The sequence below is a fragment of the Paracoccus sp. TRP genome (assembly GCF_000185925.1).
In the GTDB taxonomy this organism is placed as follows: domain Bacteria; phylum Pseudomonadota; class Alphaproteobacteria; order Rhodobacterales; family Rhodobacteraceae; genus Paracoccus; species Paracoccus kondratievae.
This window is the reverse complement of the sequence record NZ_AEPN01000040.1, coordinates 1-26,440: the sequence shown is the minus strand read 5'-3', so window position 1 is coordinate 26,440 and position 26,440 is coordinate 1. Positions and strand designations below refer to the sequence as shown.

25 protein-coding genes and 3 pseudogenes are annotated in these 26,440 nt (G+C 63.8%); 4 read left to right on the top strand and 24 right to left on the bottom strand.

Features of this window, described 5'->3' with window-relative positions:
* The 11 genes and pseudogenes from PARACOCCUSGL_RS21600 to PARACOCCUSGL_RS0116400 all read right to left on the bottom strand — a co-directional run.
* A pseudogene (locus PARACOCCUSGL_RS21600) lies at window positions 1-209 on the bottom strand (DNA primase); the annotation flags it as partial.
* Window positions 210-4,244: a bifunctional class I SAM-dependent methyltransferase/DEAD/DEAH box helicase gene (locus PARACOCCUSGL_RS0116455; RefSeq protein ID WP_010398897.1), complete on the bottom strand. Its 4,035-nt coding sequence runs from the start codon at window positions 4,242-4,244 to the stop codon at window positions 210-212. It abuts the pseudogene before it with no gap.
* 224 nt (window positions 4,245-4,468) lie between these two features.
* Complete coding sequence (locus PARACOCCUSGL_RS0116445; RefSeq protein ID WP_010398895.1) at window positions 4,469-5,578, bottom strand: IS110 family transposase; 1,110 nt, start codon at window positions 5,576-5,578, stop codon at window positions 4,469-4,471.
* Window positions 5,579-5,673: 95 nt separating this feature from the next.
* A pseudogene (locus PARACOCCUSGL_RS0116440) lies at window positions 5,674-6,060 on the bottom strand (hypothetical protein); the annotation flags it as partial.
* Between the two features lie 158 nt (window positions 6,061-6,218).
* Window positions 6,219-6,863, bottom strand: a complete 645-nt coding sequence (locus PARACOCCUSGL_RS0116435) for a hypothetical protein (protein ID WP_010398890.1) — start codon at window positions 6,861-6,863, stop codon at window positions 6,219-6,221.
* Window positions 6,856-7,272, bottom strand: a complete 417-nt coding sequence (locus PARACOCCUSGL_RS0116430; protein WP_010398887.1) for a hypothetical protein — start codon at window positions 7,270-7,272, stop codon at window positions 6,856-6,858. The genes PARACOCCUSGL_RS0116435 and PARACOCCUSGL_RS0116430 overlap by 8 nt, the downstream gene beginning before the upstream one ends.
* Window positions 7,273-7,346: 74 nt before the next feature.
* The gene (locus PARACOCCUSGL_RS0116425; RefSeq protein WP_010398885.1) at window positions 7,347-7,541 is read right to left on the bottom strand and encodes a hypothetical protein; all 195 of its coding nucleotides are present in this window, start codon (window positions 7,539-7,541) and stop codon (window positions 7,347-7,349) included.
* Between the two features lie 9 nt (window positions 7,542-7,550).
* Window positions 7,551-7,952, bottom strand: a complete 402-nt coding sequence (locus tag PARACOCCUSGL_RS0116420) for a hypothetical protein (protein ID WP_010398883.1) — start codon at window positions 7,950-7,952, stop codon at window positions 7,551-7,553.
* 72 nt (window positions 7,953-8,024) lie between these two features.
* Window positions 8,025-8,582 carry a hypothetical protein gene (locus PARACOCCUSGL_RS0116415; protein ID WP_010398881.1) on the bottom strand — a complete coding sequence of 186 codons (558 nt, stop codon included), beginning with the start codon at window positions 8,580-8,582 and terminating at the stop codon, window positions 8,025-8,027.
* A gap of 195 nt (window positions 8,583-8,777) precedes the next feature.
* A complete protein-coding gene (locus PARACOCCUSGL_RS22210) occupies window positions 8,778-8,942 on the bottom strand; it encodes a hypothetical protein (protein WP_010398879.1) in 165 nt (54 codons plus the stop codon).
* A 971-nt stretch (window positions 8,943-9,913) separates the two neighbouring features.
* Entirely contained in the window at window positions 9,914-12,061 is a 2,148-nt protein-coding gene (locus tag PARACOCCUSGL_RS0116400; protein ID WP_010398876.1) for a ParB N-terminal domain-containing protein, read from the bottom strand.
* 361 nt (window positions 12,062-12,422) lie between these two features.
* On the opposite strand from PARACOCCUSGL_RS0116400, the gene PARACOCCUSGL_RS0116395 reads away from it, so the two are divergent.
* Window positions 12,423-12,725, top strand: a complete 303-nt coding sequence (locus PARACOCCUSGL_RS0116395; protein ID WP_010398874.1) for a hypothetical protein — start codon at window positions 12,423-12,425, stop codon at window positions 12,723-12,725.
* A gap of 115 nt (window positions 12,726-12,840) precedes the next feature.
* On the opposite strand, the gene PARACOCCUSGL_RS0116390 is transcribed toward PARACOCCUSGL_RS0116395, so the two are convergent.
* The 8 genes from PARACOCCUSGL_RS0116390 to PARACOCCUSGL_RS0116355 form a co-directional block, all read right to left on the bottom strand.
* Window positions 12,841-13,788 (bottom strand): hypothetical protein, encoded by a 948-nt coding sequence (locus PARACOCCUSGL_RS0116390; RefSeq protein ID WP_010398871.1) that lies wholly within the window; start codon window positions 13,786-13,788, stop codon window positions 12,841-12,843.
* Window positions 13,788-14,741 (bottom strand): ArdC family protein, encoded by a 954-nt coding sequence (locus PARACOCCUSGL_RS0116385; RefSeq protein ID WP_010398869.1) that lies wholly within the window; start codon window positions 14,739-14,741, stop codon window positions 13,788-13,790. Before PARACOCCUSGL_RS0116385 ends, PARACOCCUSGL_RS0116390 begins: the two co-directional genes overlap by 1 nt.
* A gap of 233 nt (window positions 14,742-14,974) precedes the next feature.
* Window positions 14,975-15,691 carry an arsenical resistance protein ArsH gene (gene arsH, locus PARACOCCUSGL_RS0116380; RefSeq protein ID WP_010398867.1) on the bottom strand — a complete coding sequence of 239 codons (717 nt, stop codon included), beginning with the start codon at window positions 15,689-15,691 and terminating at the stop codon, window positions 14,975-14,977.
* Window positions 15,691-16,746, bottom strand: a complete 1,056-nt coding sequence (gene arsB / locus PARACOCCUSGL_RS0116375; protein WP_010398864.1) for an ACR3 family arsenite efflux transporter — start codon at window positions 16,744-16,746, stop codon at window positions 15,691-15,693. Before arsB ends, arsH begins: the two co-directional genes overlap by 1 nt.
* Before the next feature lie 9 nt (window positions 16,747-16,755).
* Window positions 16,756-17,181, bottom strand: a complete 426-nt coding sequence (gene arsC / locus PARACOCCUSGL_RS0116370) for an arsenate reductase (glutaredoxin) (RefSeq protein ID WP_010398862.1) — start codon at window positions 17,179-17,181, stop codon at window positions 16,756-16,758.
* Between the two features lie 8 nt (window positions 17,182-17,189).
* A complete protein-coding gene (locus tag PARACOCCUSGL_RS0116365; protein WP_010398859.1) occupies window positions 17,190-17,717 on the bottom strand; it encodes an arsenate reductase ArsC in 528 nt (175 codons plus the stop codon).
* Window positions 17,710-18,081: a helix-turn-helix transcriptional regulator gene (locus PARACOCCUSGL_RS0116360; protein ID WP_010398858.1), complete on the bottom strand. Its 372-nt coding sequence runs from the start codon at window positions 18,079-18,081 to the stop codon at window positions 17,710-17,712. The genes PARACOCCUSGL_RS0116365 and PARACOCCUSGL_RS0116360 overlap by 8 nt, the downstream gene beginning before the upstream one ends.
* Before the next feature lie 136 nt (window positions 18,082-18,217).
* Window positions 18,218-18,964, bottom strand: a complete 747-nt coding sequence (locus PARACOCCUSGL_RS0116355; protein WP_010398855.1) for a sulfite exporter TauE/SafE family protein — start codon at window positions 18,962-18,964, stop codon at window positions 18,218-18,220.
* A gap of 225 nt (window positions 18,965-19,189) precedes the next feature.
* Between PARACOCCUSGL_RS0116355 and PARACOCCUSGL_RS22465 the strand changes: the two are divergent.
* From PARACOCCUSGL_RS22465 to PARACOCCUSGL_RS0116340, 3 genes and pseudogenes are all read left to right on the top strand, one after another.
* Window positions 19,190-19,411: pseudogene (locus PARACOCCUSGL_RS22465) on the top strand (transposase); the annotation flags it as partial.
* A 47-nt stretch (window positions 19,412-19,458) separates the two neighbouring features.
* On the top strand, window positions 19,459-19,971 hold the full coding sequence (locus PARACOCCUSGL_RS22460; protein WP_237701547.1) for an IS5 family transposase: 513 nt from the start codon (window positions 19,459-19,461) through the stop codon (window positions 19,969-19,971).
* Between the two features lie 45 nt (window positions 19,972-20,016).
* On the top strand, window positions 20,017-21,438 hold the full coding sequence (locus tag PARACOCCUSGL_RS0116340) for an IS1182 family transposase (RefSeq protein ID WP_010398847.1): 1,422 nt from the start codon (window positions 20,017-20,019) through the stop codon (window positions 21,436-21,438).
* A 275-nt stretch (window positions 21,439-21,713) separates the two neighbouring features.
* Here PARACOCCUSGL_RS0116340 and PARACOCCUSGL_RS21275 read toward each other — a convergent pair whose 3' ends face one another.
* The 5 genes from PARACOCCUSGL_RS21275 to PARACOCCUSGL_RS0116315 form a co-directional block, all read right to left on the bottom strand.
* Entirely contained in the window at window positions 21,714-22,511 is a 798-nt protein-coding gene (locus PARACOCCUSGL_RS21275) for a hypothetical protein (protein ID WP_010398846.1), read from the bottom strand.
* A 165-nt stretch (window positions 22,512-22,676) separates the two neighbouring features.
* Window positions 22,677-23,252: a PIN domain-containing protein gene (locus PARACOCCUSGL_RS0116330; RefSeq protein WP_010398844.1), complete on the bottom strand. Its 576-nt coding sequence runs from the start codon at window positions 23,250-23,252 to the stop codon at window positions 22,677-22,679.
* Window positions 23,242-23,688, bottom strand: coding sequence for an excisionase (locus PARACOCCUSGL_RS0116325; RefSeq protein ID WP_010398842.1), 447 nt, complete (start codon window positions 23,686-23,688; stop codon window positions 23,242-23,244). The genes PARACOCCUSGL_RS0116330 and PARACOCCUSGL_RS0116325 overlap by 11 nt, the downstream gene beginning before the upstream one ends.
* Before the next feature lie 76 nt (window positions 23,689-23,764).
* On the bottom strand, window positions 23,765-25,111 hold the full coding sequence (locus PARACOCCUSGL_RS0116320; RefSeq protein WP_010398840.1) for an integrase arm-type DNA-binding domain-containing protein: 1,347 nt from the start codon (window positions 25,109-25,111) through the stop codon (window positions 23,765-23,767).
* 199 nt (window positions 25,112-25,310) lie between these two features.
* Window positions 25,311-26,440 (bottom strand): recombinase family protein (locus tag PARACOCCUSGL_RS0116315; protein WP_010398838.1); only part of this gene is annotated, 1,130 nt, incomplete at its 5' end.

The window sequence follows — 26,440 nt, the reverse complement described above, 5'->3', positions numbered from 1 at the left end:
TTCGCCGCAACATGTTCGGTCCATTTCCCGGCCGGACCTTTGGGGGTGTCCCTGAGCCGGACATAGAGGGAGCGGCCGGGGCTGTTCTGCGCGTCCCCGACCTGCCAGTAATTGCCTGCCCTCCGACCGGAGGACAGGTATTCGCGGCAGACCGCCTCGGCCTCGCGGCCGAGGCGATGCGCCAGTTCTGAGGCGTGACGCGAAGCCATTTATGCGGCCTCCCGTTCGCCGATGCGTTCGACCGGCCAGCGGTCGAAGAGCTTGCCGATGATTACCGGCCCCTGAGCATCCACCGGCACGAAGAAGCGCAGCTTCCACGAGATGATCTCGTGATAGAGGCCATAGGCCGTGAGGCGCTGGCGCATCGTGTCGGTGAAGCCGGTGAGTTCGATGCGCAGCGCGCCCATGACGCGGACCCGGCGAAGCTGAAGGCCCTCGGCGAGATCGAGGATCGTCTTTCCGTCCATAAGGGCGGTGAAGGCATCCTCCGGCGTGATCGACGTGACGCCGGTCGCGGTCGCGTGGGCGACCCAGGCAGGCGAAACGCGGCGGCCGATGATCCGCTCGCCAGCATCGGTCTGGAGCCGATAGACGCGGGTGGATTCGTTCGGCAACCGCTTCCAGATAGGCAACAGGAGACCTGTCACCATATGCAGGGTGCTGTTGGAAAACTCCGGCACCTCGGCAATTTCGGCATTCCAGGCAGAGGCGAAGGCGTCCCGGTCGGCTTCGACCCAATGGGTCTCGGGCATGGTCTTGACCGGGATGTTGTGCGCTTCCATCGGCCGGATCAGCCGGACACGGCGCTCGATCTCGCCATCGTCCAGCATGACGCTGGTGGTCGGAACCTGCACGGCGGCGCGGCCCGACCGCTCGTTGACCAACAGGACCGCGCGCGGATCGTCCAGGTTGCCTATGGCCTCCGCCAGCGTGACCGGATGGTTGCGCTTGCGCTCGGTGATGGTCAGCAGGCGGGTCTGGGCGCCGGTGCGCGGGTGCGTATAGATCGTCTGGCGGTCGGTGACGAAAAAGCTCTCCGCTCGCAGCGTCTCCAGCCCGGCGTCATAGGTGCCCGACGCGATGGCGCCCTCGATGCGCGCCGTCAGAAGTTGCTCGAAGGCGGTAAACAGCACGCCCTGAAGCTCAATCGTCAAGGCCAGCAGCCGGTTCAGGAAGGTCGTGATGGCTGGGAGGTCATCCTTGATGCCGTTGGAGTCCATCAGTTTCAAGCCGGTGGCGCTCTCAAAGCGGTCGAGCGAGCATCCCTCGACCTTGCCGCTGACCAGCAGCAGGTAGAGCTGGCGCAGCGCGTCGCGGGCGTAATGCGATTCCAGATTGTCCTCGGGCCGAAACAGGCCCTGACCGCCGGTCTGGCGCTGGCCGCGCGTGATCGCGCCCAGGGTGTCGAGACGGCGGGCGATGGTCGAGAGGAAGCGCTTTTCGGCTTTGACGTTCGTGGTGATCGGCCGGAACAGGGGGGCTTGCTTCTGGTTGGTCCGGTGCGTTCGGCCAAGCCCCTGGATCGCAGTATCGGCCTTCCATCCGGCTTCGAGCAGGTAATGGACGCGCAGCCTCGTGTTCCGTGCCGACAGTTCGGCATGATAGCTGCGGCCGGTGCCGCCGGCGTCGGAGAACACCAGAACCTGCTTGCCGTCGTCCATGAACGCCTGGGTTTCGGCCAGGTTGGCCGAAGCTGCGCGGTTCTCGACGACAAGGCGATCAACAGTGACGCCCTTGCCAGCCTTGCGGATGATGCGCCGCGACCGGCCCGTCACTTCAGCCACGGTATCGGTGCCGAAATGCTGAATGAGCTGGTCCAGCGCACCGGGGACCGGCGGCAGGCTGGCGAGCTTTGCGATCAGCTCGTCGCGGCGGGCGACCGCTTCGCGGCTTTCGACGGGCTGGCCGTCGCGCATGACGGGCCGCGACGACATATTGCCCTCCGAGTCGGTGAACGGCTCGTAGAGCTGCACCGGGAAGGAATGGGCAAGGTAGTCCAGGACATATTCCCTCGGGGTGATGTCCACGCGGACGTCGTTCCATTCCTCGGTCGGCAGCTCGGCCAGCCGGCGTTCCATAAGCGCCTCGCCGGTCGAGACGATCTGGATCACGGCCGAATGGCCCGCCTCCAGATCGGATGCGATGGAGCGGAGCAGCGTCGGGGTTTTCATGCTGGTCAGGAGGTGGCCGAAAAACCGCTGCTTGGCCGACTCGAAGGCCGAGCGCGCGGCGGATTTCGCCTGCCGATTCAGGGTGCCCGTGCTGCCGGTAATATTGGCCGCTTCCATCGCAGCATCCAGATTGTTGTGAATGATGGCGAAGGCCCCGGCATAGGCATCGTAGATGCGGGTCTGTTCGGGGGTCAGCTCATGCTCGACCAGCTCGTATTCGACGCCGGCGAAGGACAGCGACCGGGCGGTGTAGAGGCCGAGGGCGCGCATGTCCCGGGCCAGAACCTCCATCGCCGCGACGCCGCCGCCCTCGATAGCCTCGACGAATTCGGCCCGCGTGGCGAAGGGGAAATCCTCGCCGCCCCAAAGGCCAAGGCGCTGGGCATAGGCGAGGTTGTGGACCGTAGTGGCGCCGGTCGCGGAGACATAGACGATGCGGGCATCCGGCAGGGCGTGCTGGAGGCGAAGCCCGGCTCGGCCCTGCTGGCTGGCAGCGACATCGCCCCGTTCTCCCTTGCCGCCTGCGGCGTTCTGCATCGAATGCGCCTCGTCGAAGACGATCACTCCATCGAAATCCTCGCCCAACCATTCGACGATCTGTTTGACGCGTGAAACCCTATCGCCGCGGTCGTCTGAGCGTAGCGTGGCATAGGTCGTGAAAAGGATGCCTTCGGGCAGCGTCACGGGCTTGCCCTGCGGGAAGCGCGACAGCGGCGTAACCAGGAGGCGCTCCATGCCGAGCGCCGACCAGTCACGCTGTGCGTCTTCCAGCAATTTGTCGGATTTGGAGATCCAGACGGCCTTGCGGCGGCCCTGCATCCAGTTGTCGAGGATGATGGCGGCGGATTCCCGCCCCTTGCCGACGCCGGTGCCGTCACCGACGAAGAAGCCTTGCCGGAAGCGGACGGCGTTCTTGGCGTCCTCGGCCGCCGCGCTGACCACATCGCAGGTCTCGTCGACGGTCCAGGCCCCGGCGAGATGGTCGGCATGGGCCTGGCCGGCATAGATGACGGTCTCAAGCTGCGCGTCGGACAGAAGACCGAGAATGGTCTTTGGCAGATGCGGCCGGTAGCTGGGCTTCGGCGGGGCGACGCTCGCCATCGCCGCCGACTGGACGAGCTGGGTTGGATGAGGCTGGGCGCCGGGAATACGGATGACCTGAAGCCCGTATTCCTCATAGATGGCGTCGGTGATGTGGCCGCCCTCGGCCGGCTGCCAATCGACGATCTCATAGTCGAGCGGTGCGGCTTCCGGTTCGGTCTGCGGCGCCGGGCGGGCGGCTTTCGCGGTGGCGGCGATATAGCCGCGCACGGTGCGAGGCGCAGGCGCTGCGGCAACCGGAACAACGACTGAAGGATCGACAGGCTGCCGCGCGGGCAGGCTCGCGCCGATCCAGGCCATCAGGGTGGCGGCATCCGGTGCGGCGCCGGGAGAGGTTGGGAAGACTGCCGGATCGTCGGCGGGCAGCTTGTCGATGACGGTGATCCGGGTATCGATCGTCGTGCCATGCTTGGCATAGACAGAACCATCGACTGCGGCAGAGAAGACCACGCGACCGCGCTCCTGCAGCCGGACGAAGGCCGGGGTCCAGGCAGGATTATCGGGGGCGAAGCTCGCGCCGGTGATCGTCACCAGCCGCCCGCCGGGCGCAAGGCGCGCAAGCGCCGAAGCGACGTGGCGGAAGGCGGCATCGGCGACGCGGCCCTGGACATTCGCCAGCGCCGAGAACGGCGGGTTCATCAGCACCACGGACGGGACCAGGGCAGGATCGAGGTGATCGTCGATCTGCGCCGCGTCGAAACGCGTGACGGACAAGGCGGGAAAGAGGGAGGAAAGTAGACCGGCGCGCATCTCGGCCAGCTCGTTGAGGACGAGGGCGCCGCCGGCGATCTCGGCCAGGATGGCGAGCAGTCCGGTCCCGGCCGAGGGTTCCAGAACCCGGTCGGCGGGCGTGATGGCGGCGGCGGTCGCCGCTGCCAGCCCCAGTGGGATCGGGGTGGAGAATTCCGATGACCATTCGTCAAGAGGATAGGCATGCGTTTCCCGCCGCGCGGCTTGAATGCCGTTCGTCATGTTCGTTCTCCTTGCGATATTGGCAGAGGTCAGGGCACCCGACTTATTCGACGGTTGCTCAAACTCCGATGCGGGGATCGAAACCCCATTATGGTAAGCGTCAGAGGCGTTCGTTCATTCTGCTGTCAGATGTCCGGACAGTTCCGGATCTCAATTCTCGACCGACGGTTTGCCTCGTCCCGCGTCAGATGCCCTGGCCACTGCCAACATTCGCACGTGCGGAGTCAGGCGGCCTTCGGCATGGCGCTGATCGCTGTCGCCCAGATGAAGCCGACCAGTTCGCGGGCAACCGCAGCCGCGGCAACGGTGCTGCGCTTGCCTCTGCCCTCGAGGCGCCGAAAGCGCTGGTTCAGTCGCACCTGGGCTTTCCACCCGATGTCCTTCAGCGCCTGGCTGTAGTTTTCCCGTTTCAGCATGAGCAGCACGCCGACCTTGGGGGGCCATTTGTAGGACCACGCGGCCTCGACCAGCATCACCCTCGCGATCTTGTTGCCCGCTTTCGTGATGCCGCCGGGTCGCTGCTTGCCGCCGCTGGAGTATTCGCTGGGGACCAGGCCGAGATACGCCATCAGCTGGCGCGGACTGGCAAACCGGGAAAAGTCACCGATCTCCGCGGCGAGGGTTGCGGCGATGACCATCCCGATCCCCTTGAACACCTGCAATGCGTGCACCACCGGGGCGAGCGTCCAGCCCGGAATGAGATGGACCATCTGGCCTTCGATCTCGGCTTTTCGGGCCTCGGCCTGATCCAGGCGATTGATATAGCTCTGCAGCGCGAATTTCTGGGCAGCATGCTCAAGCGGCAGGGATGTCAGCCACTTCCGATAACGCAGGCACCATGCCTTCGACTTGCACCGCAGTCCGTGCTTGAGCAGAAACATCTGGATCAGCGCACGAGCTGCCCGGACATCCTGCGAAGCAACCTGGCGCGCCCGAACCAGATCGCGCATCGCCTCATGGGTGGCGTCGGGCACCCACACAAAGGTAAGTTCGCCTGCACGAAGCAGCCGCGCCAGCATCAGCGCGTCCCGCGTGTCGTTCTTCACCCGTTCACCCGGCCGCTTTGGCGTATGGCTTGGCGCCACGATCCGGCAGACAATCCCCATCTCTGCAAGCTGCCGGTAAATCCCATAGCCGCAGGGACCTGCTTCGTAGGTCACCTCGATCTTGCCGTGGCGCTGAACCAGTTTGCGCATCAGGCGCGAAACAGCATCGGGCGTGTTGGGAATCGTCCCATACATCCGGATCTCGCCGTCCCGACCGGCATCCGCAATCGCGACCGATATGCTGTCCTTGTGCACGTCCAAACCGACAAAGGCGTTGTAGTCTTCCATGTCATCTCCTCGGGCTGCGGACCGAAGAAGAGTGCGGACCGCGATCACTCTACGGCGATCCTGTCCCACGTCGGCTGGAGCGCCAAGAATGGTCATGCCATCTGCTGGAAGGTCTGCGCCTCCTCCGAGCGGCGTGTATGGGTCGGCAGCAGCCCGGCGATCCGTGTCAGCAGCGGCAGGCTATCGGCTGGCGAACCGGCTTTACGGAAAAGCGCCTTTCCGTACTTGCGCAGGAACAGGACGATCGCGGCCTCGCAGGCGTCATAGGCGGTTTTCCAGTCCCAGGCGCCAGCGGTATCGGACGCGCCGAAGGCGGTTTCCATCGCGCTGCGAAGCGTGGCGGCGTCGATGCGCTGGCCGCGCTCGAGGTGGGGCAGAAGAAGAGCTGCCGCCGAAAAGACGGACGTGGCGGCATGGCTGTCGGGGACAAGCGGAAGCGGCCCGGCGACCGATGCCGCCGCAGATGCGGAAATCATGTTCATGGAGGAGACCTCGGGAGAGCAGGACAGGATCGAGCCGCGCAGCGCTCTCTCTCGACCGCACAGGCTCAAACCCGTCCCGGCCTCCTCTGACTCTCGAAAGGTGGGCCGTGGCTGGCATGCAAAAAGCGCCCTGCCGAATGGCAGGACGCTTGCCGGGTTCAGCCGAAGCGACGGCCGGTTGCCGTGAACGTGTATTCGTTGGCGGTGATCGCCTCGTCGACGGCCTCGTCCGAGGCGAGACACTCGTATTCGCGTTCGAGCTGCCGATAGAGCCAACGGGCTAGGTCGCGCAGCGCCTCGGCCACGGTGTCTTCCGCATCGGCCGTCATATCCTGATAGGTTGGACTGTCGCGCTCGACCGAGATCGTCATGCAGTATTCGTGGTAGTAGTGACCGCGATGGTTCGCCTCGGCGCTAAGCTGGTAGAAATTACGCCGCTGGACCGCCTGAAGTGCATCGGCGATGCAGTGCAGTTCGGCGTCTTGCGGCGCGTGTTCCCTGATGCGGCGCGGGGCGTTTTTCCGGTAGGAATAGAAGGTCTCGAAGCAGGCGCCGTCGCCCTGGCTCCAGAACCCCCGAAACCAGATGCAGGGCTTCTGCCAGGAGCCGACGCCGTTGAGCCGCATGCTGCGGGTTTTCAGCCGAAGGCCGAGGATTTCCGCGATCTGTTGGAAATCCTCGTAAACGGCATCATACCAGTCGTAGTCGAAGCCGCCTTCGCGATACCAATCGCGGGCCTTCTCCTTGGCGGCGTCAGCAAGCTCGTCGAGCTGATAGACCGTGGTTTCGATGACCTTACTCATCTGAGCCGCCTCCATCGAGAACCTGGGCGAGCCAGCCATCGGTGTAGGTCCATGCCACCGTCTCGCCGGTGGCGAGGTCGAGGACATGAGCGCCGCCGCCGAAACCGTCGAGGCGCGGCCGCGAGCAGGTGTTAGCGTATTGGAAGCCCCAGAGACCACTGAGGCGGAACTCGGTCGCGCAGATCTTCACGAACTGGAGCAGACGCTCGGGATCGCCTGTCTGGTCATCGCGCATCCAGAGCCGGCCACCCCCGTGCTCCGGCTGGATCGATAGGAGAAACCCCTCGGACGGCGGTTCTTCGGAAGCGCCTTCCTCCGAAAGCTTGTTGTAGAGGTCGAGCGCTCGGGCGGCATTATCGGGCGTGCCGACGTCAAGAAGGCACGAGAAATGGGTAAAGTAGTTGGCCATGTCAGGCTCCTGAAACGAGAAAGCCCGGCGCGATGGCCGGGCGAGGTTCAAGGGATGGACGCGGTGCGGAAGCGTCAGAGGCGGAACTGCGCCACAAGCCGCTGGGCATCGGCATGGTGGCGCAGCATGTCGCGATAGAACCGCTTTCGCGCGCCCCGCAGTGCGGGATCGCGCCGGGCCGATAAAGCCAGCTTGCAGCGCGCGGCGCGGATTACGGCGCGCTCGCTGTCCCAGACCAGGATGTCGAGGCGCAGGTAGGTCTCATACATCGCCACCACCTAGACGTTGATGCGTTCGCACAGAGCGTCGATACGAGTCGGATCGAGGCCGGTATGCGCGCCGTCATTGGTGACGATGTTTTCGAGCGCAGGTTCGAGATCGCCGCGCCCCAGGGCGAGCTGGAGGAGGCGCAGCCCCGCCAGCAAGGCGTCGCGCTCCTGGGCGGTGACGCCGATGGTCAGGAAGGCCTCTACGGCTTCACCGTCTTCGAGGAGGCGAACGCCGCTATGCTCGTCGATCTCGTAATCGTCGAACTCCTGCACATAGCCGGTGGGGAGCCATGCGCCTTCGTAATGAACGCTCCGGACGAGACTTCGCGCCTCTTCGGGCGTGTCGGCCTCTAGGACGGTTTCGTAATAGACGAAGGCGTCGTGGCCTTTGCTGACTACGAATTTCGGCATGGGAAAACTCCATAGGTGAGAACCCGGCGAAGCGAAGCGCCGGGTCGGATGGGTGGAAATCGGGGGATGGGATCAGGCGGCCTGTGGCAGCCGGAGCAGATCGGCGGCGGCCTCGCGCCAGAAGGGGTCGACCAGGCGTGCTTCGAGCAGGCCGGCCTGGTGGCGATGATTGCGGGCCGCACGCTGCTCGCCCCGGCCGGAGGCGGCGAAAGCCAGTCCGCGCAGGCGGCTGGCTTCGGTCACGATCCGGCGGGCCTCGCCGTCGCTGGCGACGGGCTGTTGCCAGAGAATGATCCCGGCGCGGATTTCGCCGGCCAGAACCAGATTCTGATCGTTGTCCTGGATGACGGCGAAGCGTGGATGAAAGCGCAGCGTCTTATCTTGTCTCACGCCAATGCCGCCGCGCCTGACCGAAACGGCCGCGAAGCTGGTGGCGTTCTCCAGCGACGGGCGGTCGCCGAGAAAGACGCTGCGGTCGAAGCTGTCGGCCTCGTCGGTGCCGACATAGCGGGCCGTGCCGATGCAGGTGATGCGCAGCGGCAGCTTCGCGGCAAGGCGCAGCCGGGGCAGGATCTGATGCGCGAGGATGTCGCCGATCGGGGCGAAGGTGGTTTGAGGTGCAAGGGCCATCGCAGGATGCTCCAGGACGGGCGCCGGGAGCTCTCTCTCCGACAACCAACCCGTCACGGAAAACCCGTCCGCACTCTCACTCTCCCTTGCCGGGGCATGAGCCGGTGCCGCTGCCGGCGATGAGCGGTAGCGCAGCGCTGAAGGCCCGGACGCGATCTTGCGCTCCGAGCCGTCGGGGTGAGGCGCTGTCGCGCCTCAGCCGAAGGGATCAAGTTCCAGCCTGACCATTTCTTCGTCGCCATCGAATTCGTTGGCGGGCATGGCGCCGTGAGTGCCGTCCCCGGCCTGGAAGACGATGATCGAAACCATTAGCGTGGTGGCTAGGCTTGCGGCGAAAGCGGTGGCATCTGCATAGGACATGGTTCCGGCTCCTGTCTTGGGAGGCGGGGGACCATCCCCCGCGCGACAGGCGCCCGAAGTGTCTGACCGGCTCTGCAATCACCCTCGGGCGTTCGGACCTTTTCCGAATCCCCGAGGGCGGCACGCGCGCGTAAGCCGACCCCTTGCGGGTTGATTGATCAGGAGACGGATCGGACCAAGGTTTGCGAATGGAAGCGGGATGGTGTCCGGCATCAGACAGCAGCCGGATCATCAATCTAAAGGGATGCCATTGCCCCGCACTTCCCGCCTAATGGTGAAGCGAAGATGTTTGAGGGTCTGAGCTGCCCGGGCACGAGCTTGGCCCGCTATGGCGTTGCATGGCGCCGAGGTCCACCGGTCGAATTGATGAGAATACTATGAGCGGCCGGTTGCGTCAGGATGGAATTCATACGCGCTCGAAGCTTTGATGCGGCCTCTTGTTGAGGTGAAACCATGAGCAGAAATGCACTTTTGCGGGCAACGATGAAGACGAAAGAGAGCAGCCGATCATCCTGGCGTATGGCGATGACGGTTATCGGAGCGGCCTTCGGGATTTGGACGAAGCCCGACACACCGAACCAACAAGGCGATCGACGCTCATGATGAGTGGCTATTTGACGGGTAAGTCCGCCAATATCGGTGGCGAGCGACGGCGTTATACGGTCATTGAGAAGCCCGATGGGTGGTGCGTAAGCCTGAACGGGATGACAACAGGGGCGTTTCCGAACCGGGCCGCGGCTGCAACGGTGGCGAGGAGCCTCCAGCACCAAGCCGATAACCTCAATCACGTCTATGAGCGGAAATCCCACTGAGAGGGGAACCGGCTACCGCCATTTGACGGCCGGCTGGTAGATAAATGTCGGAGGTGGGAGCTCCCTGAAAATGAAAAAAGGCCCGACGACGGATCGCCGGGCCTTGAAGCTGAAAATGAAGACGGCGGGGCGGCTTCGACCGCCCGCCGGGGTTTGGCGTCATTCCGCGGCGATCATCGCTGGCGCCTCGGCTTCCGGGTCTTCGGCGGTTTCCTCGTCCTCGTCCTCACCGGCAAGGAAGGCTGGGAGCGCCGTCTCGGCCTCGCCTTTCGAGGTATCGGACGTGGTCGGCTCGTCATGGTCGATCAGGCGCAGCGGCTCCGGTAGCCAGCCACTGTCGGCCAGCAGGCGTTCGGCCTCCTTGGCCATGTCGCCCTTCTTCAAGTGGTCGATGAGCTGGGCCGCGCGTTCGCCCGCGCCTTCGCGGACGGCCGCAAGAATGCGGGGCTTGGTGACGCGGCCGAGATAGTTCTCGACCGTGGGTCGGAAGCCGACGTCCACCATGTCGAGGCCGGTGGCGCGGGCCAGTCGATCGGCCTCTGCCATACGCCGGTCGAGACCCGACTGCGACACGCCGCTGCCGCTGTAGGGATTGGGCCGTTCATAGAGGGCGTTGATCCCATAGCTGACGCAATGCGCGAGCAGCGCCATGCGGCTGGCGTCGTCGAGCACGGCGAGCCAGTCCCACAGCGCATCCTCATCGGCTGGTAGGTCAGCCTTCCAGTCCTCATGCCGCTGGATGACGGACTTGGCATAGGCCGTCTCGGCGAGATCCTTGCCCTGTTCGCGGAAGAATACGTGATTGACGGACGCCTGCAGGCTGGCGCCGGAGGTGGCCGTCCGCTGGAAGGTGTCGCGCACGAGCTTGTGCAGCAAGGCGGTGAACGCGACCTGGGGATTGGCGCCCACGGCATCGCGGAGCGCCAGGGTGCGGTGCGCAGTCAGCTCGGTAACGAGCCGTTCGGGCAGCGGCTTGATGACGTCTTCCTCGTCGTCATCCTCCGGTTCGGCCGACTGGCCGCCGATGGTGATGACGGCGCGCTGAACGGTGCCGGATGCCGCGACTTCGGTACCGGTGGCTTCGGCCTCGCCGTCGGGGTCCTCGACGCCGACCGGCGTCTCGTCCTCCGGGCGCACATAGCCGCGATCGACGACGGGCTCGCCATTGCGGTCGACGCTGATGAAGACGCCGCCACGCGCGATGTCGGCCGGATCGTAGATGACCGGGCGCTTCTCGAAGGCTTCGAGCGCCGTCTCGATCTCGCCGAGACGCTGGTCGATCTCGTCCGGCAGCTCATCGGCTTCCGAGTATTCAGCCTCGATCCGTTCGTATTCCTCACGCAGGGCTTCTCGGGCCGCGCGCTCGTCATCGTTCAGATCGACGAGGGTGAAGTCGAGCGCCCGCAGCCCCTGATCGTAGCCATAGGGCAGATCGGTATCGACGGTGATCCACTTCCAGCCCTCGGCGGCGATTTCCTCGGCGAGGGTCTTGAGCTTCTCCGCGACCAGGCGGTCGAGAAGCGCGGGGTCCTGAAGCCAGCCGCCTCCATCGGTCTGGAAGAGATCGCGCAGCACGCTGCCGCCCGCCTGCTCATAGGTTTCGATGCCGATGAACAGGGCGCGCTTGTCGGTGGCCGGCACCGTGGTTTCAGTGAGCAACTGGCGGATATACCAGGGCTGGCGATTGTGGGAGGTCTGGACCGCCTCCCAGACCTGCTCCTGGCGGGCATGGTCGGGATTGACGGTGAAGGCCATCAGCTCTTCGAGCTTCATGCCGTCCTCGGCATAGATGTCGAGGAGCGTGGGCGAGACAGAGGCCAGACGCAGGCGCTGCTTCACCACCTGCGCGGTCGTGAAGAAGGCCGCAGCGATCTCCTCCTCGCTCATGCCCTTGCGGCGCATGTCATAGAAGGCCCGGAACTGATCGAGAGGATGCAGCGGCACGCGCTGGGTGTTTTCGGCGAGGCTGTCGTCCTCGGCGAGAATCGACGTGGAGGGATCACGCACGACGCAGGGCACAGGCGCGTTCCTGGCGAGACGCTTCTGCTTCACGAGGATGGCGAGCGCCTGATAGCGGCGACCGCCGGCGGGAACTTCATACATGTCGGTCTCATCGCCCCTGGCGTCGAGGACCGGGCGGACATTGAGGCTCTGGAGGAGCGTGCCTCGGCGGGCGATGTCCTCGGCCAGTTCCTCGACCGAGACGCCGGCCTTGACGCGTCGGACATTCGATTGGCTGAGCACGAGCTTGTTGAAGGGGATGTCGCGGGAAGGCGACAGGATGATTTTCTGGGCGGCAGTAGCCATCGTGGTAGTCTCCGCGACGGGCGCCGAGAGCCTCTCTCTCGACCCGAACCCGTCACGAAAATCCCCACCTCCCTCTCACTCTGCTGGTCGGACCCTGTCGTCTGGCCAGGGGCGAGAACGGAACGGCGATGTTCAGGACTGTCTTCCTGTGCCATAGGGATTGCATCGCCTGCGGCTTGAACACCGCATCGATCGCATCAAGCGTTTGAACACTGGGTCACCGACTATGTCGGGCGGCCCACGGAATAGAATACCCATCGGCGTCGGGCTTGCCCGGCGTGGGAAATACGTGGGGCGCGGTTCCCAGTGTTCACGCGTGTTCAACCGTCCCGGCGCCAGTCGGGGCGGCGGGGAATTGTCTATGGACGCTATGATTTCTGGCTGGAGAAATCCGCCCTGGGCGGACTTGGCGCGTGTTCTGCGCCGATGGCTGGGGGCGTCGCCAGCCCGCCATGTCCGCTTTTCCGAGGCGGACCGGGCCGTCATCACCGCACAAGGCAAGGCACTGATGCTGTTGGCGACAATGCTTCACGCACGGGGCGTGATGGATATGGAGGAGTTCGCCGGCACGCTCGCCGTGTTCAGCGTGGTTGTCGCTGAGGACAACGCGGCCGAAGGCGATATTCTCGCTGTCTGGGCAGGGTTGATGAAGGACGGCCGGTAGGCTGAGCGTCGTGGCGCAAGGCTGCAAGCTGACGAACCGGAAACGCGGGAAAACGCAGAAGCGGACACCCGGAAAGCCGGAGAAGCGGCTTTGCGCCTTTGCGGCTTTCAGGGAATCAGACCCCGCACATGCCCTCGCACTCGTTCGGCCAGAGATCGAGCTGGCCGCGGTCGGCGGCCGTCGATAGGTCGGCTTGGTCGAGCGGCACGGCGGAGCGGTGCAGATAGACTTCGGCGCGGATGCCGCGGAAACCGGTGCGGATGGCGGCGTCGACCGACACGGCGTCCGCCCAGGCTTCGGGATCATGGTCGCGCATCTGTCGCCAGTGATCGTCGGAATGAAACGGACACCCGATGCAGGCGCTTTTGGGCGGCAGAGGATAATCGTGCCGTTCCAGCCAGCGCAGGCAGTCCTGTCGGGTCAGGCCCCGCTCGATCAGGGGCCAGCGGTTGACCTGCCAGCTCTCGAAAGAGGGTTTCATGCGAAGGGCCTCGTCGAGCGAAATCCCGATCCATTGCTCGGTGACCGGCGACGTGGGCGAGCGCCGCCCGGCGATGCCGAGCAGCTCGCGCACTTTCCGCCTGATCGGCACGATCTTGTAGTCTCCGGTGCATTGGCGGCGGATCATGCCGATGTTGGCCCGCTCGGTAGCCACGATGCGGGAGCCGACAACGACGAGATCGCCGTTTTCGTCCTCGTCATAGACGGGAAGCTCGCTCCCGGCAGGCGTCACGGTGCGGGTGAAGGCTGGAATGGAGGCCCAGCGCTCGCCCTGTGCGCCGGCGATGAGGTCGGCGCGCAGATCCCCGGCCGAGACGATATGGACGGGAAACGGCAGGACATTGGGCGACCGCAGCCAGGCGAGATGGTCATAGACGGCCTGCGGCTCCCACCCGGTATCGGCGAAGATGGCGCAATCGGGCATGGGGCCGACTTCGCCATGCGCCGCCATCAGCGCCAGCGTCGTGGACTGGACGCCGGCGCCGAGGCTGAGGACGCGCAGGCGGATGTCGGCCGACTGCGCGGGGTCGGGGACGAAACCCGGAAAGGCGAGCGCGTTCATCACGCCGCCTCCCGCTCGTCGTCGTTCTGGTCGATGCTGCCGGCATCCGGCAGGAAGCTGAGAAGCCAGTCGGCCGCCTTGCTGGCTTGGGAGGCGGCTCGGACGATGGCGCGATTGTCCTCGCGCAGGACGTCGAGCCAGGAGCCGATATAGTCGGCATGGCGGACGGTCGGAGCGATGCCGAGCGAGGCGCAGCAGAAGGCCGCGTTGATCTCGGCGATCAGCTCCTCGAAGGCGTATTTCTTGGTGCCGAAGGAGCCGGAGAAATCACGGCCGAGGCGCAAGGGATGGCCCGTCGCGTGTCCGAGCTCATGCAGGGCCGTACGGTGCCAGTTGATCGGCTCGAAATACGCCTGCGGCGGCGGAACGACGACATAGTCATGCGCCGGGACATAGAAGGCGCGGTCTCCGCCGATGCGGAAGTCGATGCCGGTCGCCCGGATCAGGGCCTCGACGCGCGGCTCGATCAGGCCCGGTTCGGGCGGCGGTGCGACGACGGCGATTTCTTCAGGCAGGCCGTCGCATTGAGCGGCGTTGAAGACCGTGAAGCGCTTCAGGAACGGAATCGCCTGAGCGTCCTCGCCGGCCTCGCGGGCGCGGCGCTTTTCGTCCTCGGGGGTGAAACGATCAGCATAGACGACGGTGGTGCCGCGCTCGCCCTTCCTGACATTGCCGCCGAGGGAAAGCGCCTGGCGGAAGGTGAGCCAGCTCTGGCCGGGGAAACCATGCTCGATGACGGCGCCCCAGAGGATGAGGACGTTTATCCCCGAATAGCGCCGGCCTGTGGCGGCGTTCTGCGGCATGGCGAGCGGCGCCTTGACAGCGGCCGAGCCCCAGGGCTGAACCCAAGGGAAGCGGCCGGCCTCCAGTTCGCCGATGATCTTGTTTGTGATATCGTCGTAAAGGCTCGCCCGATCCGAGCCGGGGCGCGCGCTGCGATCCTGTCTGGACATCGCGGTTCTCCGCGACGGGCGCCGGAGACCTCTTCTCCAGCCCTCAACCCGTCACGGCAAACCCGGTCCGCACTCTCACTCTAAAGGGGGCGTTGCGGGGCAGGCTGTGCAGAAACTCATCCTGAGCCCTGCGGCTGACCCTTCCCGCACTCAGAGACGCGGTGCGACCCAAGCTAGCTCTGCCCTCAGAGACTGGTCACTTCGCGAGCAATGATGCCGGAATGTTAAAGTGTTCAGGTCGCGACCGTCAGATTGACCCGCCGCATCAGGGCCTCGCCGCTCTCCTTGCGTTCGGAATAGCGTTCGGTCAGGTAAGGTGAGACGTCGCGCGTCAGCAGTGTGAACTTCATCAGTTCCTCCATCACGTCGACCACTCGATCATAATAGGACGACGGTTTCATCCGGCCCGCCTCGTCGAACTCCTGAAAGGCTTTGGCGACGGAGGACTGGTTGGGGATCGTCACCATCCGCATCCAGCGGCCGAGCACCCGCATTTGGTTGACGGCGTTGAAGCTCTGCGAGCCGCCGGAGACCTGCATGACGGCGAGTGTCCGGCCCTGCGTTGGCCTTACCGCGCCGACCGAAAGGGGAATCCAGTCGATCTGCGCCTTCATCACCGCGCTCATCGCACCGTGACGCTCCGGGCTGGTCCAGACGTGACCTTCTGACCAGAGCGAGAGCTCGCGCAGTTCCTGCACCTTGGGATGGTTGACCTCAGCCCCATCCGGCAGCGGCAGGCCGGACGGATCGAAGATACGTGTTTCGGCCCCGAAATGCTTGAGCAGACGCTCGGCTTCGAATGTCAGGAAGCGACTGTAAGATCGCTCCCGGAGCGAGCCGTAAAGCAGCAGGATACGCGGTGGATGGGTCGAGAGCGTTGCTGCGCGCAGCCGGTCAATGCCGGGAATATCAGCGCAACCGGCATCAAGATTGGGAAGCTCGTCCGGCATCAGCGATGCGCCTCCGCCAGTCTGGAGACTTTGCCGCCGCGTTCATACCAGCCTTTGGAGCGGTTCACGATCCAGACGACCGAGAGCATCACCGGCACCTCGATCAGCACGCCGACAACCGTGGCGAGCGCCGCACCCGAATGAAAGCCGAACAGGCTGATGGCGGCGGCGACCGCCAGTTCGAAGAAGTTCGATGCGCCGATCAGCGCCGAGGGACCGGCAACGCAATGCTGTTCGCCGGCCACTCGGTTCAGCAGATAGGCAAGGCCGGAGTTGAAATAGACCTGAATCAGGATCGGCACGGCCAGCAGACCGATGATCGCCGGCTGCGCGATGATCTGCTTGCCCTGAAACCCGAACAGGAGAACGAGTGTCGCCAGCAGCGCAACGAGAGACGCCGGACCGAGCTTTGCAAGAAGCCTGTCAAGCGCGGTCTGCCCGCCGCTCGCCAGAAGCCGGCGACGAATGATCTGTGCGATGATGACGGGAATGACGATGTAGAGCACGACCGAAAGCACCAGCGTGCCCCATGGCACGGTGATGGCCGACAGGCCCAGCAGCAGGCCGACGATGGGCGCGAAGGCGACGACCATGATGGCGTCGTTGAGCGCGACCTGGCTCAACGTGAAATGGGGCTCACCCTTTGTAAGGTTCGACCAGACGAACACCATGGCCGTGCATGGCGCGGCGGCAAGGATGATGAGGCCGGCAATATAGCTGTCGATCTGGTCCGCAGGCAGGTATGGCCGGAATAGCCAGCCGATGAACAGCCAGCCCAGCAGCGCCATCGAGAACGGCTTCACCGCCCAGTTGATGAACAGCGTCACGCCGATGCCGCGCCAGTGCCGGCTGACCTCGCCCAATGCGGCGAAGTCGATCTTGAGCAGCATGGGGATGACCATCAGCCAGATCAGCACGGCAACCGGCAGGTTGACCTTAGCAATTTCCATCGCGCCGATGGCATGAAATGCGCCCGGCAGAAAATGGCCAAGTGCGATACCGACGACAATGCACAGGGCGACCCAGAGGGTCAGGTAGCGTTCGAAGGTAGACATAGGATCCCCTCAGGCCGTTGCGACGCGCCGGCCGTGTTCGTCGATCACGCGCTCGCCGTCTTCCTTGACGAACGCGCCGTGCTGCGGCGGCAGGAGGTTGAGCACGTCGTCGGACGGTCGGCAAAGCCGAACGCCCTTCGGGCTGACGACGATGGGCCGGTTGATCAGGATGGGATGCGCCATCATCGCATCGAGCAACTCCTCGTCGCTCAGTGCCGGGTTGCCCAGGCCAAGCTCAGCATAGGGCGTGCCCTTCTCGCGCAGCAGGGCGCGGACGGGGATACCCATGCGCGCGATGAGCTGGGTGAGCATGTCCCGAGACGGCGGTGTCTTGAGATATTCGATGACATGTGGCTCGACGCCTGCATTGCGGATCATCGCCAGGGTGTTGCGCGAGGTTCCGCAATCCGGGTTGTGGTAGATGATGACGTCCATTGCCTGCCTCACGCCGCGCTGTTGCGTGGAGACGACGCACCTTCGGACTGGCCGATCTCAGTCAGCTTCGTGCGGAGCGACGCCTTGTCGAGACTGGCGACCGGCAGGGACGTAAAGGCCGAGATGCGGTTCTTCATGTAGCGGAAAGCGGCAACGAAGGCGGCTTCCTTCTGGATGTCCGGCCCATCGACGGCGGCGGGGTCTTCGATCCCCCAATGGGCGGTCAGGGGCTGGCCGGGCCAGACCGGGCAGGCTTCACCGGCGGCACTGTCGCAGACGGTAAAGACGAAATCCATGACAGGCACGTCAGGCTCGGCAAACTCCTCCCAACCCTTCGAGCGGAAGCCCTCGGCGGGATAGTCAAAGCTCTTCAAAACCTTCAGCGCAAAGGGATTGACCGCGCCCTTCGGCTGCGACCCGGCAGAGAAGGCACGAAATCGACCCTCGCCATCCTTGTTCAGGATGCTCTCGGCGAGGATCGAGCGCGCCGAGTTGCCGGTGCAGAGGAACAGAACATTGTAGATGCGGTCAGTCATGGGTGGCCTCCTTGGCGGCGAGGGTATGCGGTGAGCAGCAAGGGGAAATATCGGCGATCAGCGGCGCGCAGATTTCCGGGCGGCCACCGCAGCAATCCTTGACGAGAAAGCCCGCGAGCTCCCGCACAGCGTCGAGCCGCGCCCGATAGATGATCGAGCGGCTGTGCCGCTCGGCATCGATCAGACCGGCGCGCGTCAGCGTCGCCAGATGCGTGGACATGGTGTTGTGCGGGACATCCAACCGGCGGGCGACTTCGCCCGCGGGCAATCCGTCCGGCTCGTGCTCCATCAGCAGGCGGAACACGTCGAGGCGGGTCGGTTGCGCGAGCGCGGCGAAAGCAAGGATGGCGTTTTCTGATTCCATATGTCGAGACTAATCGACATATGGGCTGAAGTCTAGACCGGGACGATCCATAGTTTCCACCTCATCGGGTAACCAGGGATAATCGCATCACGGTGGGGAGATCGCTGAAACTCGGTTGTGACAGGTAAGCTGGCCGTCACCCGAACAGCAGCCTCACGCCCGAGGCGAGAAGGATTACCGCCAGAATGATGCGCAACCATAGTTCGGGTAGGTAACGGCTACCGATGAAGGCCCCGAGCGAGCCGCCAACAGCGACGGCGATCAGCCACCCGGGTAGCGCACTCGGGATCTGATCCCACCAGGCATAGGCTCCAAGCAGTGCGGCAGCCGAGTTCATCAGGTTGTAGACGGCGGTTGTCGCCGCAGTCTGGCGTGCTGTACCCCAGTTCATCGCGAGGATTACCGGCGCGAGGAATACGCCGCCTCCGGTCCCTGTCGTGCCGGATATGAAGCCAATGATCGCACCCGTTGCCAGTGCCGGGATGAAGGGCGGATCGGTTGGCAGGGCAGCAGATGATCCAGATCTACGAAGGGCCGTCCGCGCCATCTGGACGGCCGACAGGACGAGAACCACCCCGACGACCGGATAATAGATATCCGGGGGTAGCTGGACAGATCCGCCGAGCAGCGAGAACGGGAAGCCCAAGATCGCAAAAGGCCAGACACTTCGCCACGACAGCCTTCCAGCCTTCAGGAACATGGCTGTCCCGATGGCTGCGACCAGCAGATTGAGGGCGAGCGCGGTCGTCTTCATCGCCAACGGCGCAAAGCCGACCAGCGCCATGATCGCGATGTAGCCAGACGCCCCGGCCTGGCCGACCGACGCATAGATCAGTGCGATGAGGAAGAAGGCCACCGCGAGCCAGAGACCATCCAATTCCACCTTGCCAGAACCTCATCATGGTCCGCATGCCGAGCGTGCGACAGCGCGCGCGTTCCCCGATGCTTCTTTGTCTATCACCAGAGTGGTGCGAGCAATATGTTCTGGTGGCGCCCGCAGTAGATATTGCTCGTATTGCCAAGCATTTACTGGGGTTAGGTCCTGTTGACAAAGTGGATTCCCAAATCGGCTTTGCCGTGATTCAAGACTGCTTTTTAGGAGGCGGTTTTGGCGCGTGGCGATTTGTCGGACGCAGAGTGGCAGCTCATTGGCGAGCTTTTGCCGGCTGAGCGAGGACGCAAGTCCCGACCAGCGCAGGACAATCGCCGATATCTGAATGGCATGCTGCATGTCCTGCGGGTAGGCTGCCCTTGGCGCGACATGCATGAGCGCTACGGCAAGTGGAACTCGGTCTATGTCCGGTTTCGCCGCTGGGCCGAGCAAGGGGTCTGGGACGCCCTGCTTGAGACCCTGGTCGAACTCGGGCTCACCGACGACTGGCAGCACATGATCGACAGCACCACAGTGCGCGGCCACAGCCAGGCAGCGGGCGCAAAAGGGGGACTCATAAGGAGGCTTTTGGTCGATCACGCGGCGGCTTTACGTGCAAAGTCCACGCCCGCACAGACGGTCAGGGACGCCCTCTTGGCTTTGTCCTCACGGGCGGAGAAGCGTCAGATTATGCAGCCGTCCCTGCTTTGATGGCCATGCCGGTGGGCAAGCCGCGGCTGCTGTTGGCTGACAAAGGTTACGATGGCGACGTCGTCCGCCAGGATCTGCTGCTGAGCGGCATTGTTCCGGTGATCCCACCCAAAGCCAACCGCAAGAACCCGCCGCCGTGCGACTTCCGGGCCTACAAGGACCGCAACCGCATCGAGCGCATGTTCAACAGGCTCAAGCAGTTCCGCCGCATCGCCACGCGCTTCGACAAGACCGCAAAATCCTTCGCCGCTTTCCTGGCCTTAGCCGCAGCAAGGATATGGATGCCATACTTTGTCAACAGGACCTAGTTGCCCATGGATGCTACACTTCATTACTTGCGGCACGGAGGCACAATGGGACGCTTTATTGAGGGATATGACCGAAGCCAGCCGCTTCTTTTACCTGCCTGCGTCGATGACTACGTGCCGCAGGAATCTCTCGTCCGGGTCGTCGACGCCTTCGTTGAAACCCTCGATCTCACGGCGCTTGGCTTTGAGCGCACTATCTCGGCCGCAACGGGGCGACCCGGTTATCATCCAGGCGATATGCTGCGGCTGTATATCTGGGGTTACCTGAATCAGTGGCGCTCTTCGCGCCAGTTGGAGCGCGCCTGCCAGCGCGACCTGGAGGCCATCTGGCTGATGCGGCGGATGACCCCGGACTATCGGACCATCGCAGCGTTCCGGCACGATAATCCCGAAGCGATCATCGCCACGGGCGCCGCATTCATCAGATTCTGTCGCGAGAACGGCCTTGTCACTCCCGGCAAGGTGGCGTTGGACGGGACCAAGATGCGGGTGGTTGCCAGCGCGAAGAACATCGCAGGAGCAGATCGTCTGGCACGCGACATCGCTCACGCCGAAACAGAAATCGCCTACTATCTCGACCGTCTCAACATAGCGGATCAACACCCGGCGGACGCGCGAGATCAGACGGTCAATCGCGCGGCTTTTGCCGGCGCGATCGCGTCGCTCGAACGCCGCAAGCAGCGCTTGGAAAAGCGGCGGGCCGAGCTCGCTGAGCACGATACGAACGTCGTGGTCTTCGGAGAACCGGATTCAAGACCAATGGGGTATGGCCGGGCGCCGAAGTTCCCGGCCTATAATCTCCAGAGTGTCGTCGATATCGAAAGTGGCCTGATCATTCACAACGATGTCGCCAACGAAGCCAACGACAGCCAGTTGCTGCATCCAATGGCGATTGCGGCAAAGCAAGTGCTCGACGTCGACCAGCTCGAAGTGCTGGCGGACGGAGGCTACTCGAATGCGCAGGAGGTCGCGCGCTGCGAGCAAGACGGTGTACGAGTAGCGGCTCCGATCAAACGTGGTGCGATGAGCGCGCAATACTTCCGCCCTGTGCAGTTCGTCCATGACGAGGAAACCGACACGATCCGCTGCCCGGCTGGTGAAACCATGCATCCCAAGGGCAAACATACCCGAAATCGGGCGATCCGTTACAGAACGCCCGCGTGCCAGACTTGCCACATCAAGCCGCAGTGTACGCCAGGATATCAGCGCACCATTCACAGGCTCGTGGATCAGGGCGCGCTCGATCGGATGGAGCGTCGGGTTCACGAGAACCCTGATCTCATGACGATCCGGCGCTGCACGGTGGAGCATCCCTTCGGCACCATCAAGCGAATGTCTGGCGGAGGCCGCTTCCTGACCCGGGGTTTGCGGCGGGTGAAAGCCGAAGCTGCCCTCTCGGTCCTGGCATTCAACATCATCCGCGCTTCGAACGCCTTCGGGACCGGGGCGCTGATGTCGCGGGGCTAAGAACCCCGCTCGATTCAGTTCGCGTCATCGCGCCTGCACTGAATTGTCGCCGAGTTTCTGCACAGCCTGGGGGTCTCCCCGCAGAAGGGGGTGCGCCGGCAACGAAGTGCCGGCCAGGGGGAAGGCTTTCCCCCGCCAAAAATGCAGACAGTCGTGGAAACGATGGTTGCGAGCCCTGCCGGGCAAACCCGATCAACCGTCCTGATGCCGTGAGGCTGTTGGAGGCGACCGCGCCGCCATACTGCCGTCAGCCGTCGTACTGCGCGAAATTGAGATCATAGAGGAGGCTGTCGATGGTGATGCCCGTCTTTTCGCAGAACTCCAGCATCTCTACCCAGGGATTGCCGCCGGGATCGCGGGTCCCACAGCCGCACGATATATTGCTGGTAGCCATGCCCTTCGGTGATATCGCCAAGCAGGTGATGCTCCAGCAAAGTCATATGCTGACGCAGCCTGGTTTTTCCAAGGTTGAACGCGCCGACCACGTCTTCGGCCGGCAGGTCATCGACGTCCCGACGTCTCATGCGTTCGGCCAGCTTGATGGCGAATGCCCGCTCTTCGAGGGGAAGCTCCTTCAGCCTGTCGATGAAGGTGGTCAGCCCGGCGACTTCCTCGTCGAGATTCATCGAGTCGGTGACATCGAAGACCTCTCCGAACCGCTTCAGCGTTTCCGGATAGGTGGGCAGCCTGGCCTGGGTCGTGTCCGTGATCTGCGCGATGAGCTGTAGCTCCGCCCGTTTGAAACGATCTTCGTGATCGGCCTTGTATTTGCCCAGCACCTCGACCGTGTAGGTCGTCACATTGGGCTGATGGTCGATGATGTCATGGTGCTTGCCGCAAACCAGAAGCAGGTTTTCAAAGGCGCGGCGGTCTTCGTTGCTCATGTCAACGTCGAAGCGCGGCCCGCCTTTCTCGGCGGCGCAGATATGGGCGACCTTGCCCAGCATGGCGCCGCTTACGTCGACAAGCTGCTCCTGACAATCGGGGACGGCACACTGGTTTCCGCTATAGGCGAAGAGCTTCTTTACGGTAGAGGGTGTCGGATTAAGTCTTTCGACCGTTTTCTTGGCCATGTTCGCGGAAACATCCCTCTGAAATGAACTACAATTATATTCTATTACGATGCTGTTGCCTGCCCACCTGGTGAGCGCAAGGGGCACTGAGGAACAGCCTCGCATCGTAAATCCGTAAACCCGCAGAGCTGGAGAACCGGGTTTCAGCAAACCCGGAAAGCCGCCCTAGAGGTCGCTGACGTGGTTCTCGATCTGCGCCGCGAGCTTGACCAGCCTCTGGTCGCGCAGGATGCCGACGAAATCGGCGGCCGACACGCGCGTCCGGCTGAGATTGCTGCGCGCATTCGCCAGCGAGGCGAGCAGCATATCGGGAGCCTGCTCGTAGAGGCTGACGAGAAAGGCGTCCGGCGATTGCCGCGCCAGACCATGCTTCCTCAACTCGGCGACGGGGAAGTCACGCAGGTTCCAGGTGACGATCATCGACGCGCCAGCCTCGATCGCCGCCGCCGCGACGTGGCGGTCATCGGGATCGGGCAGGCTCACGGTGTGGATATGCCGATCATAGCCGGTAATGGTCGCCTCCGGCACGGCGACGTTCATGAGCTGCTTGGTGGCTTGCAGGTGCTCGGGCGGAAGACCCGGCGTATTGGCCAGTAGGTTGCGTATCCACTCGTCATGGATCGCCTCCGTCCAGTGCGCATCGACCAGACCGTCGACCGCCGCCTGCACAACGACATTCCTCAGATGGAAGGGGTAGAGGATGCAGGCATCGTAGATGGCGACGGCGGACTTAAACGCCATAGCGAAGATGGAGATCCTCGGCGTCGGCGGCGAGGTCCTGCATGGCCTTGCGCCGGACGTCGAGCTTGGCCTTCAGCGTCAGCACGTCCTTGAGCGAGGCGCGGCGGTGTTTGCCGACATAACGGAAGGGCAGATCGCCCCGGTCCATGCGCAGCACGACGAGCGGGCGCGAGATGCCGAGGATTTCGGACGCCTCGGTGGGGCTCAGCTCCTGATCCTCGGAAAGAACCGCCACGCGCTCGCCGCTGAGCAGGTGCGTGATCAGGGCCTCGACGGCGCTCGCCGCCGCGGGCGGCAGGGCCAGGGTCTCATCGTGACCGTCGCGGCGCCGGACGCGCAGCTCGACGCGGTCGCCCTCTGCCAGCTTGGGCAGAGGCGAGACCTTCTTGCGGTCGCGGTCCGAGAGACCGGCGAATTTGACGACTTGGCTGGCCATGATGGGTTCTCCTGACCAGCCAATATAGTCGTTGCGGGCTCCAACTGCAATAACTGAAACCCCCTGATGGTGTCGGTTACGCCGCAAGAGGCAGCTCCTCCTGCTCGTTGGCGGCCGCCGATTGGAGGAAACGCGCCAGCGCCGCCTTCCGGGAATCCCGGTCGAGGGCATAGGCGGTCTGCTTGAAGGCGACGCCATCGAGAAGGCCCTTGATGTAGCCGGAGATGGTGTCTGCGGCCATGATGAGCGCAGTGTCGAGGCTATGGATGTATTTGCTCGTCACTGACCCCTTGGAGTGGCCGACCAGCGCCGCGATTGTGACCTCGGTGAAGCCGAGATCGTTGCCGATGCTGGCGAAGCTGTGGCGCAGGACGTGCGGCGTGACATCGGCTAGCGGCGTGTCCTTGAAGATCTGCTCCCAGTGGTTCGGGAAGCTGCCGAAGGCGTTGTCCTCGCCCTGGCCGGGGAAGACATAGGTGCCGGTCAGGTCCTTGCAGCGTTCCTCGAGATATTCGACGACGGGAAGCCCGATGGGGCGGACGGAAGCGCCTTCCTTGCTGTCGACGAGGCGCAGGCAACTGCCCGCCGCGTCCACCTCGGTCAGCATGAGCCGGATCATCTCGGTGCGGCGGCAGCCGGTCATGGCGATCTGGCGGATGATGTCGACCGTCATCGCGTATTTCTCGGTCTCGGCCGCGTTTCGCAGAATGTCGCCCAGGATGTGATACTCCGCCTCCGTCAGACGGCGGTTGCGCACATTGTCCTTCGGCTTCTTCAAGCCGTGGGCGGGATTGCGGTCGATGATGCCGGCCTCGACGGCATAGGTGAGGATGCCGCCGAGCAGGCCGACAGTGCGGGTCGCCGTGCCCGCGCCGCCGCGCACGATGGCCTTGCCGCGCAGCTTCTTCGTCTTGACAGAGACTCGCGTCTTGCCGGCCATGATGTCCTTGAGGACTTTGTTGATGTCGGCCTTGACGAGATCCTTCACCCGCCGCGTGCCGATCAGCGGGATGATGTGCCGCTCAATGCGGCCGGCGTCGGTGACGATGGTCGACGGCTTCTTGGGGCGACCGCCCTTGCCGAGGATCAGTCCCGCATTCAGGTCGGCGACATAGAGGGCGCACAGCTCCTTGACGGTGATGGCCTGATGGTCGAGCTGGCGTTCCTCGGACGGGTTCTCGCCCTTGGCGACGCGACCAAGCTGAACCTTAGCCTCCTGCCGGGCGGTCTCTGCCGTCCAGATACCGTGCAGGCCGATCGTGAAGCGTCGCGTCCGGCCGGCGGCGCGATACTGGATGAGGTAGCTACGCTTGCCCGAGGTGAAAACGCGAAGGCCGAAGCCGGGCAGCTCGTCATCCCAGATGAAGTAGTCCTTTTCACGGACGTCGGCGGCGTCCACTATGCGCTTGGTCAGTTTTGCCATGTGGCTTCTCCTCTGCTGGAGAGGGGCTGTTTCCGCGGAAGCACCACGGAAGCAGCCGGATGAAGATCGGAGCGAAATTTTGGATAGACATTTCGGCGTAGAAAACCCCATAGTCCAGTGGTTTCAATGGGTTATCGTAGCCTAGCGTGCTCTATCGTGCATTTCGGATAGGCAGCCTAAATTGCTCCGAAGGCGAAGGTCACAGGTTCGAATCCTGTCGGGTGCGCCATTTCAGAACAGAACTATGAACGCCGAACACCGCCGATTTCCCACTGGAAGCGGCCACAAGCGTTCGCAGCAGTTCCGATTTCGATCCCATGACACGAACTTCGGTATCAGCAACCTCGATGCGCTGAGCGAAGGCGCGCAGGTGATCCCGCCGATAGCCGCCTCCTTCCATCCTCAGCCCGTCGCGGGTGGCGCTGGAGAAATCCGCCACCATTTCCGGCGTGACAGCCTGATTGCCGGCACTGTCGAGCGTCGACTGACGGCGCTCTGCGTCGGCCGTGGCCTGATCCCGGATTGCCTTGAGGCCAGCCATGCGCTCCTTCAGCACCGCATCGCCCAGGTCAGCCAGACCGGCTTCAATGGCGTCGTAGAGGCGATTGAGCCGCTGATCGGTCTCCGTGATTCGCCGGTTCAGTTCCGCTAGCTGTTCGCGGCGACGTTCGGTGCGATCCTGACGACGGTCGCGAAGGCTGCCAAGGATGGTGATCAGACGTTCCGGCTGGAGCAATCGTTCCTCCATATGGTCGGCGATCAGGTCATCCAGCTTGTCCATTGGGATCGTGCGGCTGGCGCAGCCCGTCTTGCCTTGCCGGGCCTTGGTCGAGCAGGTGTAATAGCGATATGTGTCGCCCGCGCTTCCTCGTCCGGTGCGCAGCGTCATCGCTCCCCCGCACTTGGCGCAGAAGCAGATGCCCGTGAGAAGGGTTGGGCCGCTCGTGACGCGGGCGGGCACCAGATTGGGATTGCGGGATTTCAACTTCACTTGCACCGAATCGAAAATCTCCCGATCGAGCAGCGGCGGCACCGCCATGATCGCGACTTCGCTCTCGAGCTTCTTCTCGCGGTTTTTATGCGAGCGCGTGTTGAACCGATGTTCGCCGATATAGGTGCGGCGGGTCAGAACGCGGTGAAGCTGGCCGATGCCCCAACGCCCGCCGCTGCGAGTGAACATGCGGTTCCTGTTGAGGTAGCTGACGATGTTCTTGACGCCCATGGGGCCGGACGTGCCGTCGCCTTCCGATGCAAGGCGGAAGATCAGCCGCACGGTGTCCGCGTGCAGCGGATCGATTTCCTGGACCTGTCGCGTATTTGTGCCGCCCC